Origin of the sequence: Bacillus sp. HY001 (assembly GCF_007558965.1) — a bacterium.
GTDB lineage: Bacteria > Bacillota > Bacilli > Bacillales > Bacillaceae_G > Bacillus_A > Bacillus_A mobilis.
In genome coordinates, this window is sequence record NZ_VLTE01000017.1 from 22,458 (window position 1) to 36,506 (window position 14,049).

14 protein-coding genes and 2 other annotated features (1 of these 16 cut by a window edge) are annotated in these 14,049 nt (G+C 36.8%); of the genes, 1 reads left to right on the forward strand and 13 read right to left on the reverse strand.

Annotated features, from left to right (window positions below; translation table 11 throughout):
* Positions 1 to 4: 4 nt before the first annotated feature.
* Positions 5 to 1,240 carry a TcaA 3rd/4th domain-containing protein gene (locus FOT98_RS10510; protein ID WP_063260279.1) on the reverse strand — a complete coding sequence of 412 codons (1,236 nt, stop codon included), beginning with the start codon at positions 1,238 to 1,240 and terminating at the stop codon, positions 5 to 7.
* Between the two features lie 19 nt (positions 1,241 to 1,259).
* A complete protein-coding gene (locus FOT98_RS10515) occupies positions 1,260 to 2,045 on the reverse strand; it encodes a zinc ribbon domain-containing protein (RefSeq protein WP_063260278.1) in 786 nt (261 codons plus the stop codon).
* Between the two features lie 196 nt (positions 2,046 to 2,241).
* Between FOT98_RS10515 and FOT98_RS10520 the strand changes: the two genes are divergently transcribed.
* Entirely contained in the window at positions 2,242 to 3,075 is an 834-nt protein-coding gene (locus tag FOT98_RS10520; protein ID WP_063260277.1) for a hypothetical protein, read from the forward strand.
* 14 nt (positions 3,076 to 3,089) lie between these two features.
* Here the strand turns inward: FOT98_RS10520 and FOT98_RS10525 are convergent, their stop codons facing one another.
* The 11 genes from FOT98_RS10525 to trpE all read right to left on the reverse strand — a co-directional run bounded on the left by FOT98_RS10525 (position 3,090) and on the right by trpE (position 13,627).
* Complete coding sequence (locus FOT98_RS10525) at positions 3,090 to 4,259, reverse strand: hypothetical protein (protein WP_063260276.1); 1,170 nt, start codon at positions 4,257 to 4,259, stop codon at positions 3,090 to 3,092.
* Between the two features lie 181 nt (positions 4,260 to 4,440).
* Positions 4,441 to 5,124 (reverse strand): DUF2278 family protein, encoded by a 684-nt coding sequence (locus tag FOT98_RS10530; protein ID WP_063260275.1) that lies wholly within the window; start codon positions 5,122 to 5,124, stop codon positions 4,441 to 4,443.
* 90 nt (positions 5,125 to 5,214) lie between these two features.
* Complete coding sequence (locus tag FOT98_RS10535; protein WP_063260274.1) at positions 5,215 to 6,714, reverse strand: L-lactate permease; 1,500 nt, start codon at positions 6,712 to 6,714, stop codon at positions 5,215 to 5,217.
* 109 nt (positions 6,715 to 6,823) lie between these two features.
* Complete coding sequence (locus FOT98_RS10540; RefSeq protein WP_063260273.1) at positions 6,824 to 7,183, reverse strand: DUF4029 domain-containing protein; 360 nt, start codon at positions 7,181 to 7,183, stop codon at positions 6,824 to 6,826.
* 75 nt (positions 7,184 to 7,258) lie between these two features.
* On the reverse strand, positions 7,259 to 8,035 hold the full coding sequence (gene trpA / locus FOT98_RS10545; protein ID WP_063260272.1) for a tryptophan synthase subunit alpha: 777 nt from the start codon (positions 8,033 to 8,035) through the stop codon (positions 7,259 to 7,261).
* Between the two features lie 3 nt (positions 8,036 to 8,038).
* Positions 8,039 to 9,232, reverse strand: coding sequence for a tryptophan synthase subunit beta (trpB, locus tag FOT98_RS10550; protein ID WP_063260271.1), 1,194 nt, complete (start codon positions 9,230 to 9,232; stop codon positions 8,039 to 8,041).
* The gene (locus tag FOT98_RS10555; protein ID WP_063260270.1) at positions 9,229 to 9,843 is read right to left on the reverse strand and encodes a phosphoribosylanthranilate isomerase; all 615 of its coding nucleotides are present in this window, start codon (positions 9,841 to 9,843) and stop codon (positions 9,229 to 9,231) included. The genes trpB and FOT98_RS10555 overlap by 4 nt, the downstream gene beginning before the upstream one ends.
* Positions 9,840 to 10,601 (reverse strand): indole-3-glycerol phosphate synthase TrpC, encoded by a 762-nt coding sequence (trpC, locus tag FOT98_RS10560; protein ID WP_063260269.1) that lies wholly within the window; start codon positions 10,599 to 10,601, stop codon positions 9,840 to 9,842. The genes FOT98_RS10555 and trpC overlap by 4 nt, the downstream gene beginning before the upstream one ends.
* Before the next feature lies 1 nt (position 10,602).
* Entirely contained in the window at positions 10,603 to 11,628 is a 1,026-nt protein-coding gene (gene trpD / locus FOT98_RS10565; RefSeq protein WP_063260268.1) for an anthranilate phosphoribosyltransferase, read from the reverse strand.
* Positions 11,625 to 12,212 carry an aminodeoxychorismate/anthranilate synthase component II gene (locus FOT98_RS10570; RefSeq protein WP_063260267.1) on the reverse strand — a complete coding sequence of 196 codons (588 nt, stop codon included), beginning with the start codon at positions 12,210 to 12,212 and terminating at the stop codon, positions 11,625 to 11,627. Before FOT98_RS10570 ends, trpD begins: the two co-directional genes overlap by 4 nt.
* On the reverse strand, positions 12,209 to 13,627 hold the full coding sequence (gene trpE / locus FOT98_RS10575; protein WP_063260266.1) for an anthranilate synthase component I: 1,419 nt from the start codon (positions 13,625 to 13,627) through the stop codon (positions 12,209 to 12,211). The genes FOT98_RS10570 and trpE overlap by 4 nt, the downstream gene beginning before the upstream one ends.
* A gap of 52 nt (positions 13,628 to 13,679) precedes the next feature.
* Positions 13,680 to 13,924 (reverse strand) — a binding site (T-box leader).
* A 42-nt stretch (positions 13,925 to 13,966) separates the two neighbouring features.
* Positions 13,967 to 14,049, reverse strand: a binding site (T-box leader); it runs 155 nt beyond the window's last position.

Below are 14,049 nucleotides of genomic sequence, written 5' to 3' on the forward strand. Positions count from 1 at the left end.
TGTTTTATTCTCTTGATTTGATGAGTTCAGCATTATAAGATTCAATATCCGTTAGCTTTCCTGTAAAATACGGATTTTCTCTATACCAAGACTGTTTTGAAAAGTACGCTTGCATATCTTTCGTTTGAAACATATGTCCATGCCTTGCGTATATTTCGTTTCTAGCAATTTTCAACTGTTCTTTCGATAAATATGTTAAGTCTGCACTCGTTAGTTTTCGAATATCACTATCCGGGAAGATGAAACCATTATATACATACCGAGTCGTGGGCGGAGGAGTAACATTATAAACAACTGTTTTTTCTGTACTTTTCTTTTGGAATGGAAGATTATAAGAAGGAAGTGCCGTTACCGTTTCTACCTTCGTCGTTTCCCTTCCATTTTCTCCATTTCGTTCTAAATAAATCGTCGCACTTCCATCAGTTGCTACCGGTCCCCACGTAATTTCTTCTCCGGTCAGCGCTGTGACTGGTTTTTGATTCACGTACAAAGTTGCACCAGGTGCATTCGTTTGCACTGTAATATATTGCCCTTGCAACGTTAAATCTATCGTTACGTTATTTTGACCTTGTTTCATAAGTACAACCTTTTCTTCACGTGATAGTTTTACATAGTCATTTTTATATTCTGATTGAAATACTTGAGTCCCTGGAAGAAACGGTCCATATTGCTTCTCAAACTTTTTGTCATCTGTTTTATCAATTTCTTTTCCGTTCATTTTTAAAGATGTACCTTTTTCATTTGTAAGTAAAGTCGTATAATACGTCTTCGCTTTCAATTTATACCGATCAAATAAAAAGAAATACTTCCCGTCTTTCGTTAACGAAAAATCTGCTCTTTCGGTTCCGTCCCCTCGTTTTTCACCTTGCCTCAAATAGTCTTTCAATTCATTCACGTAAGATGGGTTTTCTTTTATATACGAAAATAGTGGCATTAAACTCTCTCTCGTTACAATAACTGATGGATCATCTGCCGTGACGATTTCAGCTAACTTCTTCCCGTCCCGCTCTTGTACAATAGTAATCATCCGGTCTACTTGCGCAACCTGCGTATAATACGACGATCCATATACATACAAACCGACAATCACTATAACAAGTAGTACTAAAAGCGTAATGCCGACTTTTGTACCGCTGCTCATTTTCTTCTCTATTACAGGGTTCTCCCTCTTCCTACCACAGTTTTGACAAAATTGCACACCGTCTTCAAACTGAGTCCCACACTTTGTACATACATTCATCCATTCAACCACCTTTTCTTTAGAGGCCAGTTAATCCCTGAGTAATGGTTTGAATTATCGTGCTAATGTAAGACCAAAGTACAATGAATGTTGCGATTCCAATTAAAACATTTGCGATAATAAGTGTGTACACAAGATCTAATCCGCCATTGTCTAATTTTAATATAGCAACCGTTATACTAATCCCTATATAAGTTGTAGCTACAGATAGTAATATCGGTAAGAAAAAGATTAATAGAAAACTAAAAAGAAATGTAAGAACTAATATAGCGATAGCCGGCGTTGCTATCGTTCCCCATACGCCGAATACTTCAAGAAATGAAAAAGAAGATTTCATCATCTTACCACTGACAAAAATAATAAATCCGACAAATAAAGTTAAAATTAATAAAAATAAAAAGACCGTTACAGAGTCCAAAAAGAATGTAGGAGTAGGTATATCTGGTGCAAATGTTTTCGTAACGGTTGCTGCAGCACTCATCATTCTATAAAAAATACATGCACCTAAAAGACAAATAAGAACAAGACTTACAATTCCATTTCGTACTTCAACCTTGCCGCTTTTCATAATCGCTGTCGGTGCTTTGAAAGCATGTTTAAAGAACTGAAAATAGCCAATTGCAAACCGCTTCGCTTGCTCTACCGTTTCATTTGGTCGAGTTTCCTTTGCTGGTGCTACGCGTGCTTGTTGCTCATCTTCTTCCCGTGCACCACTCGCTACTACTTCCTCCGTCAACGAATGTCCACAATTCCCGCAAAACTTTGCCTCTGCTGCATTTTCCGTCTGACACGCCGGACATTTCATTCTCTCATCCCTCCTTGAGCATATACCATATAGGGTGTTACAAATTCAATATATGACTTTGGACATAAAACATGACTACAAGAAAAAGATTATGAAATCCTTCTTTCAAAAGAAAATATATATGCTAGCAATCTTGAAAAATAATGCTATTATGAAACAGAACAAATAACATTCTTAACAGATTGGATGACTGGAAATGGAATTGGTAAACTCAATTTTTCAAATACTCCTTACAAGCGTAATCCAATTATTTTCTTTAATTGGCGTTATCATTGTAATTGGATTTCTATTAGGCTATTTGGAATCTCTCACACGCATGTATTGGTCGAGAGCTTTCGGAAGAAAAGGATTCCTTTTAACTGCGTGGATTGGTGTTCCGATTCACGAACTTGGACATGCCATTATGTGTGTACTATTTCGTCATAAAATTGTAGCAACGCAGTTTTTCCCAACAGATACAAGTCAAGGTGCTTTAGGCTACGTACAACATCAATACAATCAAAAAAGTGTATATCAACGAATTGGGAACTTCTTCATTGGAATCGGTCCTATTATTTCCGGTATCACTGCGTTAATCCTTTTAATGCGCTATTTCGTACCGAATTCATATTTCTTATTTAATACAACTCTCGAAAAAACAATTGCTTCTACTTCTATTAATATAGAAATGGTTCAAAACATGCTCTTGTCGACGTTTGTATTATTGAAAAGCCTATTTACAATAAGTAATTTATTGAATCCTTCCTTTTGGCTATTTTTATTTATCGCCATTTGTATTTCTGCACATATCGCTTTAAGTAAACCAGATATTAAAGGATCAATAGACGGTGTGATCGTCATGTTTATCGTATTATTTTTATTCAACATAATCGCAGGACTATTTCAATACGACAGTAATCAGCTCATTGGCAAAGTGATGAAGTATAATATGTACCTCATTGCATTTTCTAGTGTGGCACTGCTTTTCTCTTGCCTTTCTACACTTGTTAGTTTTGGGTTTTATAAAATAAGAGGAGGGCGTTCGTTTTGAACGCCCTCTTCTTATTAATTTGAACCTATAATAATATCCTTTGTTTTTAAAATCATTAATTTCCTATCCGTTGTTGATATGTAATATGTATCATTCCGGCTAGAAATAATATTCCCTTGTATTTGTTTCAACTTCCCATCCCATATATACTCTATTTCCTGATAATTATTTGGTTGGAGAATTAAATACATATATTTCCCTCCTTGAACCAATGAATATAGAGTTAAATTACTCATAATAAAAAACACCACTAACATATATAATATTACCGTAAACGGTTTTGTAATATATAATGGTTTCATAGTTTTCTTACGCCCTTCATCGGCTAATATTTTTTCCGTTTTCTCTTTCCCCCCACGTACTCTCATATAAATCATAGTATTAATAACAAATAAGGTAAAAATAATTTTAGCCAATAAGTCTATATAAATATGCCATCCTATCATTAAAAATATCGGAATTATCCCAACAGACTTCAATATTATTTTCACCGCAAATAAAATCATTTGATTTCTTATCCTATTTATTAGAAATATCGTTGGTGCACCAATAATAGAAAGTACCATCAAAAATTCAGGTCTGGATAATAAAGCCCCTAGAGAAGGTAAATCAAAATATTTAGATATTATTATCAAACTAATATACGTACTACAACAATATATCTGATAACTAATAAAAGCATAAGAAGCTTTAAAAAGAAAATAAAAATTTGTACATATAAGTATAATAAATAAAGGCAACAACCAAAGTAATAATGTCTGAATATATACCATCAACGTTACTTCTGCTGCTAAAAAATATACAATCGCTAAGTTTGTAAAACCTAATGCTAATACTATTAAAAAAGCTGAGTCAAAACTTGCTTTATTTTTTAATATAGCTATAAAAAACAACACAATAATTCCAATTAAGATAATATAAAAGAATCCTACCGAAAAGGCTACCACACGCTCAATTGGAACTAAATTAACCGCAACGGATAACAGTGATTCGTCCTTTTCACCTCCAAAATAGTATCCCCATAAAAACAGATATCCGGAAAAATATGCAACTGTCGATGATATTAAAATGATTATAATTGAGATAATCCGCTTACTAATAAATCCCACTTTTATAAAAGAGAAATTCTTTTGTAAAAATTCTTTTGCCTTTTGCAGTATTTCTATATACCCATTTTGCTCCAACTAAAAATCGCCTCCTACCATTTTATTTTTGAACACTTTACAACATTACATTAATATATAACGATAATATTTTCAATTCCTCCCCCATATTATTTAATACTGCAAATTAACAACAAATTGTTCTTTACACAGACTGTATTCCCACTAGAAGAGCTAGTTCATTTAGAACTAGCTCTTCTCCTCAATTATTCCCCTTATAATCACAATGCTCAACCGGAACACGAGCATGTCCCTCGTCATCCGTACACCATGACTGCGACTGGAAGGCAAGAAAGATACCGATCCATTCTTCTTCCTTTTCGAAGTGGATGAGTATTCCTCCGTCTTGCCATATACCATTATCACCTTTCCATTTCTCTACGTTCCCTTGATTCATATGAATATCGTGTATACCGTTCCCTGGTTTGAAGTGAAAATAAGAATCGGGTGTATTTTCTTCTGGTCCCCATCTTTCACCGAACGCGTAAATAATCGCTTTTTCTTCTATTGCTCGTTTTATATACCGTTCTATCTTTTCATTTAAATCATTATCAACTCCTGCTTTTTCGGCAGGTAAAGGAATCATTTGCTTCGAATCAAATACATTACCTCTTACGTAGTCTAAAGCTACTTTCGGCTCATTATTTTTAACTTCTGTAAAACCGAATGGTAATGTCGATAAAATGTGAATCGCCTCTGACCGAATATCGGTACTCGCAAAATATAAAACTTCTGACGGATAACTTTGCGATTTCACGTTAATTGCAATACGATAATCTACTTCTGCTTCACCTTGTAAATGAACTTGATAATGAGGCGTTTTCCCTTTTCCAATCTTAGATTGTATAACTGTACCTTTTAATACACCGTAGTTTTTTAGGGGCATACATTTCATCTCCTATTCATTTAGTAGAAGCTTTTCATATTTAAAACATTATTCAACCATAAAAAAAATCCTCCTATGTTAGGAGGATTTTTAATTTCTCAACATATACCAAACAATAACCTCTACTACTACGAGCAAAATCGCACCAAAAATCATTAACGTTGTTTTCTTTAATAATTCATTTTCACGATAAGGGATGTTACATAAATAAGCACCTAATGTAATACGTGACGGGCAAGCGATTGTCGCTACTGATGATGCAGTGTTTTGCAGTGTTGTGACGTATTGCCACGGGAGTGCTACGTTCTGCGCCGTTTGCATTTGTAGTTTTATAAACATCGCATTTGATCCGGCGTTACTACCTGTTAAAAAGCCACCGATTCCACCGATAAACGGAGCAACGAAAACGAAAAATGTACCGAATGTTTCACCAGCTGTTTTTGCCAGTAATGAATGCATGCCAGATGCACCCATTAGTTCTGAAATGGCGATAAACATTGTCGTTGTAATTGCAAATGGAATCCATTGCTTTATCGTTTGCGAGAGTGATTGTTTAATAATATGAGATGGAATGCGGAAGAAAATAATAGTAAATAAGCAAGTCATACCGAGCCAAAATCCTGGTGAATATAGCATTTCTAATTTATAAGAGTATGATTTTAAATCAAGGACTGCATATGATCTGAATACATCATGTAATGCTGGTACGAGGCGAGAAAGTAAAATACAAACAGTTAAGAATATATAAGGGCTAATTATTTTTATAATAGATACTTCTCTCTCCGTTGCCGCAGCATGTTCTGTCATTACATTTTGCTCACTTTTTCCTTTTAATTTAATGATAAGAAAGCCAAATGTAATTGTAACGATAGAACTTAATATACCTGCTAGTTCAACACTTACGTATGCGTTAGAAAGATAGATTCCGAGAGAGAATAATAGAAAGAAACCGAATCCTTCTTTCCACTTTTCCATAACGGCCTGCCAGCCACCAACAACATGTAAAGAAAGAATGACGAAATAAGCAAACATCGGGATGCTTATTAGTGCCGTATTTGTGCCAAGTGTTGTAAGCGGCATATTTATAAGCTGCGAACCGATAATCGTACCAGTCGCCATCGCGCCCCATGAACTAGCTAGTAAACCAATAAATGAAAGTAGTACAGCTTGAAACGGTTTATAGCCTAATGATAGAAAGATAGGTGCTGCAACCATGAAACCAATTCCGAATCCACTTACTGATTCGATTAGCGGACAAATACCAAAACACATAAGAAGCATTTGTAATAAACGATCGCGCGTCACTTCTTCTAAAAAACGCGCTACTTGATCGATGTACCCCATTTTGTTCATGAGGTGAAATAAAAAAATACCGAAAAACAACACGTACCCGACAATAAAACAAATTAACCAACCTTTAATCGTTGCGTGCACAGTTTCACTTATCCCTAGTTGAAACGTTGGTGAGAGTAAAACGATTCCAACAGACACAACGTAAGCAATTAAAGAGGACCGTAATGACGTTTGTTTAAATAAAAATAAACAAATGAAAATCATCATAATTGGGATAAGTGCCAACAATATGGCCATGTTATCATCTCTTTTCATTAAAAATACAATTTTTAACTATTATATAACAGATGTCATAATTTTCAATTGTTTTTACAACAGATTTAAAAAAGGAGCCAAATGACTCCTTTCACTCCCATTTTCTTTTATCCTGAAAAACGCTCTGCTGTCCGACTATTTTGTCTAACACAACAAACACAATATAAACACATATTACTTGCAATACAACATTTCCAAATTTCATTAATTCAAATGAATGGATCCAGAGAAATAATTCATTTAATAATACAATCGAAACGATACTAAATAGTTCTATACTAATCGAAAATATACATATTTCTAAAATAGATTGCTCTTGAATGCGATTTAAGCTGGAAAAGATGAATACATATCCTAAAAATAGAGCCATCAACTCTATTTTTGTCATGCTAATGAGCCAAGCGTATAGTGGTACAGTTAAAAGAAGATATAGTAGTTTTCGTCTTAGCATGCTTTCTCACCCTCTAAATTATATGTATTTTCTGTATATTTTAACATTTTTTTACGCAAAACAAAAAGAAGAGACTTATGCCTCTTCTTTTTGTTTTGTTGCCTGTATGAATTCACATATTTCTTCTCGCTTTTCATTTTCTAACAGCTCAATGACTTTACTTCCAACGACAACTCCATCACATATTGTAATCATTTCTTCTACATGTTCCTTTGTTGAAATACCGAACCCTGCCACGACCGGTAAATGTGTATGGGATTTTACTTTTTCTAAGTAACTATGAATCTCACCTTTAAAGTTTTGACGTACTCCTGTTACGCCCGCTACTGTAACGGCGTAGACGAATCCTTCTGATTCACTCGTAATTTTTTCGATTCGCTCAATTGGGCTCGTTACTGTAACGAGTGGAATTAGCGCAATGTTTGCCTCTCTAAGTAACGGGACAATAATATTTTGTTCTTCATACGGTAAATCCGGAACGATCATACCGTCTACCCCTGCTTCTATACAGTTTTCGATGAATCGTTCTTTTCCGAATGCGAGTACTGGATTTAAATATGTCATGAGTACAAATGGAATTTGTACTTCTTTCCTTACCTCTATTAATGCTTGAAAAATGCCCTTTACTGTTACACCGCTATCTAGCGCTCGTTTCCCTGCTCTTTGAATTGTTGGACCGTCTGCGACTGGATCTGAAAACGGAATGCCGATTTCAACGATGCTTGCTCCTGCTTCGTCTAAAAAACGAATTCTTTCTTTTAATTTTTCAAGGCCACCATCTCCGCCCATTACGTACGGAATAAATGCTTTCTTACCATTTTCAAACGCTGCTGTAATTTTTTCTACTCCCATTTTTTACACCTCTTCCATATAACGTTTTATACTCTCTACATCTTTATCGCCGCGGCCAGATAAGCAAATGACAAGTCCTTCGTCTTTCTTCATTTGCGGCGCTAATTTTAACGCATATGCGACAGCATGCGAGCTTTCTAATGCCGGGATAATCCCTTCTTTTTTCGTTAACAATTGAAACGCTTCTAACGCCTCATCATCTGTAATGGAATGATAAGAAACGCGGCCAATATCTTTTAGCAAGCTATGTTCTGGCCCAACACCTGGATAATCAAGCCCTGCTGAAATAGAATGCGCTTCTTGAATTTGTCCTTCTTCATTTTGCAGAAGGTACATCATCGATCCGTGTAAAACACCAACGCTTCCTTTCGTTAAAGTCGCTGCGTGCTGTTCTGTATGAACGCCTTTCCCTGCTGCTTCTACGCCGTAAAGAGCGACTTCTTCATCGTGTACGAACGGATAAAACATTCCCATCGCATTACTACCACCGCCAATACAAGCAACGACTGCTTCCGGTAACTTTCCTTCTAACGCCTCATATTGTTTTTTCGTTTCTTTCCCAATTACACTTTGGAAATCACGAACAATTTGCGGGAATGGATGCGGTCCGAGAACAGATCCCATAATGTAGTGCGTATCGTGCACGTGTGAAACCCAGTAACGAAGTGCCTCGTTCACCGCATCTTTTAATGTGCCGCTACCTGCCGCTACACTTTCTACTTTCGCTCCGAGTAATTCCATTCGGAACACATTTAATTTTTGACGTCTCACATCTTCTTCTCCCATAAAGATGATGCATTCTAATCCGAGTAGGGCACATACAGTAGCGGTCGCCACTCCGTGTTGTCCAGCCCCTGTTTCAGCGACAACTTTTTTCTTGCCCATTCGTACTGCAAGTAGTGCCTGACCGATTGTATTGTTAATTTTATGAGCTCCTGTATGGTTCAAATCTTCACGTTTTAAATAAATCTTTGCACCGCCGCAATACTTCGTCATATTTTCAGCGAAATAAAGCGGTGTTTCTCTTCCGACGTACGTTGTTAAATAATGATTTAATTCCTTTTGAAACGCTTCATCTTGCACCGCTTCTTTATATGCTTCTTCTAGTTCTAATACAGATTGCATTAACGTTTCTGGAACGTATCGTCCTCCGTATATACCGTAGTGACCTTTTTCATCTGGATATGCGTAGTTCATTTGGAACACTCCTTCGCTTTTATGATAAATTGTTTTATTTTCTTTAGATCTTTCTTTCCTTCTGTCTCTACTCCGCTACTTACATCGACCATGTACGGCTGAATAGTTCGAATCGCTTCTTCTATATTAAGAGCGTTTAATCCACCAGCTAATATTGTTTTCTCTCGCAACTCTTTTGGCATATGCGCAAGTAGTACCCATGAAAATTTCTTTCCATTTCCTCCGTGAAACTTTTCTTTCGGGCTATCAAACAATATATAATCCGTTTCATATGCTTGAGCGTTTTTCATATCGTCTTCTGAAGTTACTCCGAGTGATTTTATAGACGGAATATTCAATCTTCTAATTTGATGATTATCTTCATCCCCATGTAATTGCACATGCGTTAACCCGCATTCATCTGCAATTTTCTGAATCTCTTCTACTGATTCATTTACGAAAACACCGATTTTTAATATGTCCGCCGGAATCTCCTGAATGATTTCTTTCGCTAGCCCCGGGGTAATTTTCCGCTTACTTTCTGCAAAAACAAATCCGAGTGCATCAGCTCCGTATTCACAAGCACGTTTTGCTGTTTCAACATCAGTGATGCCGCAAATTTTCACTTTCATATATTCACCTTACAATCTTCAAAAAAGGTACGAATAGAAGATGATGTCATAAGTGCTTCTCCAACTAATACACCTTTCGCTCCAGCTCGTTTGACGCGAATAATATCTTCTTTTGAATGAATCCCGCTTTCACTAATCCAAAGTAATCTCTCCTCGTTTAATCGTTTTCCAAGCTTTTCTGTTTGGCTTAAATCGACTTCAAATGTTTTTAAATTACGGTTGTTAATACCGATAACGTGCGGATTTAATTGAATTGCAATTTCTAATTCCTGTTCATCATGAACTTCAACAATTGCTTCTAATCCTTTTTCTAGTACGTAGCTGTATAACTCTTTTAACTTCTCTTTCGTTAACGCCGCTACGATTAGTAAAATAATATCTGCGCCAGCTTCATACGCTCTATCAATTTGAATCGTATCGATTATGAAATCTTTGCATAAAAGCGGAATGTTACTTTCTGCTCTTGCCGTTTGTAAATCATGAAACGACCCTTTAAAAAATTGACCGTCTGTTAAAACAGAAACTGCTCCTGCGCCGCAGTCATCATATGTTTTTACTTGTTTTCGTACATCAACGTGTAAATTGATATCTCCTTTTGATGGTGATGCTCGCTTTACTTCTGCAATGACAGTAAACTGCTGTAATGCTTCTACAAGTGAATGTGTCTTTCTACTTTCTTTTAATGGTGTATATGTTTCATATAATGTCGCAACTTCCTTTTTCTTTTGGTCTACAATTTTGTCTAAAATCGTCCCCACTTTAATTCACCCTTTCTAATTTTTCATGACTTGCTGCAATTAATAAGTTTAGTTTGGCTAATGCTTTTCCTGAGTCAATACTATGTGCCGCTAGTGTAATTCCTTCTTCAATCGTTTCTGCTTTTCCATTTGCGAAAAGAGCTAGACCTGTATTGAATAAAACAGTATCGCGGTAAACACTCTTTTCTCCGCTTAACACCCCGAGCGTAATCTTTGCATTTTCTTTCGAATCTCCGCCTCTAATCTCTTCGTTTTTCACTACCCGGAAACCATATTTCTCAGGTTCAATACTCGTTTCTACTATTTCATTATCTTTTAAAATGACAACATGATTTTCTCCTTGCAATGATGCTTCATCTAAAAATCCACTTCCATTTACGACAAGTGCTTGTTTTCTTCCTAGTTTCTGTAATACTTGCGCAACTGGTAGTAACATATCTCGTTTATAAATGCCGACAAATTGTGTTTCTAAATTCACCGGATTTGTTAAAGGACCAATTAAGTTAAAAATCGTCGGCACATTTAATTCTTTTCTTATTTTCATAATGCGCCTTAATGCTGGATGCATCGCTGGTGCGAATAAAAATGCGATCCCGACATGCTCTAATAAATAATCAATTTCGTTTGGCGTACTGCTAATATTTACACCGAGTTCTTCTAATAAATCTGCACTTCCTGTTTTACTAGAAACAGCTCGGTTACCGTGTTTTGCAACTTTTACGCCAGCTCCTGCTAGTACAAATGCCGATGTTGTACTAATATTAAATGTTTGGGCACCGTCACCACCTGTCCCGCAATTGTCCATCGCTCCTTGTATATGGTTCGAAAACGGTAATGCCTTTTCACGAAGAGCTCGAACGAGGCCGTATATTTCTCCTGCCGTTTCGCCTTTCGCTTTCAGTAAGACTAAGAACGCTGCAATTTCACTTTCCAATATGTTTTCATTTAATAAAAGAAGCCCTGCTCTATACATTTCCTCTTCTGTTAAATGTTGTCCCTCCACTAATTTACGAAGATAGTTATTCATACTCTTTCCTCCTCTTTCACTTCGCCTAAAAAGGCACGTATTAACTTTCCGCCTTCTTCTGTTGCGATTGATTCCGGATGAAACTGTAATCCAAATAGCGGATAATAATTGTGACGAACTGCCATAATTTCTCCGTCATCCATCGCTGTCGCTAGTATGTCAAAACACTGTGGCAAATTCGTTTGCGCTGCAACAAGGGAATGGTAGCGCATCGCTGTTAACGGCTGGGTAACGTATGAAAAAATTGACGTTCCGTTATGTTTCACACGAGAGGTTTTTCCGTGTTTAATGCGATCCGCTCGAACAATGTCTCCTCCAAATGCTGATATAATCGCCTGATGGCCAAGGCAAATACCTAATATGGGAACGTTCTTATAAAAATGACGAATCACTTCGATACAAATACCAGCATCCTCTGGTTTTCCTGGTCCTGGTGAAAGCACAATTCCTGTTGGATTCATCCCTTCTAACTGTTCTATCGTTATTTGATCATTCCTTACGACAACAATATCTTCTTCATATTCACCTAACAGTTGATACAAGTTATATGTGAATGAATCATAATTATCAATTAGTACAATCATTTCATTACCTCCAATAGTGCTCTCGCTTTATTTAACGTTTCTTCATATTCAGCTACTGGGTCTGAATCATAAACAATTCCCGCTCCTGCCTGAACGTATGCTTTCTCATCCTTGACGACCATCGTTCGAATCGCAAGCGCCATATCAAGATTCCCTGAAAAACTAACGTATCCAACTGCACCCGCGTACACATTTCTTTTTTCATTCTCTAGCCCATTTATAATTTCCATCGCTCTAATTTTCGGAGCGCCTGACACTGTTCCTGCTGGTAGACAATACGCTAATGCATCAAATCCACTCATCCGTTTTCGCAATGTTCCGTAAACTTCAGATACAATGTGCATGACGTGGGAGTATTTCTCTACTTTCATATATTTATCTATCGTAACTGAGCCAATTTCACTCACTCTTCCTATATCATTTCTTCCAAGATCCACAAGCATCATATGCTCCGCTCGTTCTTTCTCATTTTCTAACAGTTCTTTTTCAATTTCCGCATCTTCCTGCTTCGTTTTCCCTCTCGGCCTCGTACCCGCAATTGGGTTCGTCATCACTTTATCCTCTCTTACCGATAACAAACTTTCCGGCGAAGAACCGAGTACAACATAATCTTGAAAATCGATATAGAACATATATGGTGACGGATTTGCAATTCGAAGTTTTCGGTATAAGGCGAAAGGATCACCAATACATTCACTTTGCAAACGCTGAGATAATACGACTTGGAATATGTCTCCGGCTCGAATGTATTCTTTCGCCGTTTCTACCATCGCGCAAAATTCTTTTTCTGTTATAGAAGAAGTGAATGATAATGTTGATCTTATTTCAGTTACTTCCGCTTCTTCTCCCCTCAGCACTTCCTCTTTGTATACTTGCAATCTTTCATATACTTCTTCATAAGAAGGAGAATCGTCTTCCCTGCATACATATACAAAGGATAATTTTTGGCGTAAGTGATCATACACGATAAACTCACGGTACAGTAAAAGGTGTACCTCTGGAATATTTAATGGATCGTGTAAATCTGCGCCAATGTTTTCATACTGCCGAATGACGTCATAGCCAATATAACCAACTGCTCCTCCGCAAAACGGGAATGGACTGTCTACTTGAGCTGACCGGGTTTCTTTTTCTAAAACTTGTAGTACGTTACCTTGCAGCTTTTCTGCCCGGCCGTAAATCGTTCGTTCTACTTCCGTACCAACACTTTTCACTTCGCCATATGGATTACAACCTAAGTAAGAATAGCGTCCTTTATCTTGATGAAGCTGGGAGCTTTCTAATAAAAACTTTTTCTTTCCCTTCATACGTCTATATAAAGAAATTGGCGTAATGCTATCTCCTTCTTCTTCGGTAATTACTAAAAATGTTTTTTCTTCTCTTTTTCGTTTCATAAATTCTTCTTTCGTCATCATGTCCTTCACCTCACCCTGAAAAATAAAAAAGTCCTCTACATATCGAAAATATGTAGAGGACGATAAATTTACCGTGGTACCACCTCATGTTGGACACAAAAGCATCCCGCTTTGTTCAGGTACAAAATATATACCTTATCCTTGTAACGGCGGAACCCGGGTTGCCTACTGAAAATAATTGTTCAGCATACCTCTCGTAAGCCCATTCCGTATATGGCACCGCACCGGGCTCCCACCTATCCCCGGCTCTCTGTAACGTCTCCGATATACGTACTCTTCTTACTTCAACGATTTCATTTATTTAATTTTTTGTACACAAAAAGGGAGTACTCATCCTATAGAAAGGACGGGTACTCCCGTGGTGCCACCTTAATTCGTTACAAATGTAACGCACTTTACCGTATCAAAAACAATACGTGTCT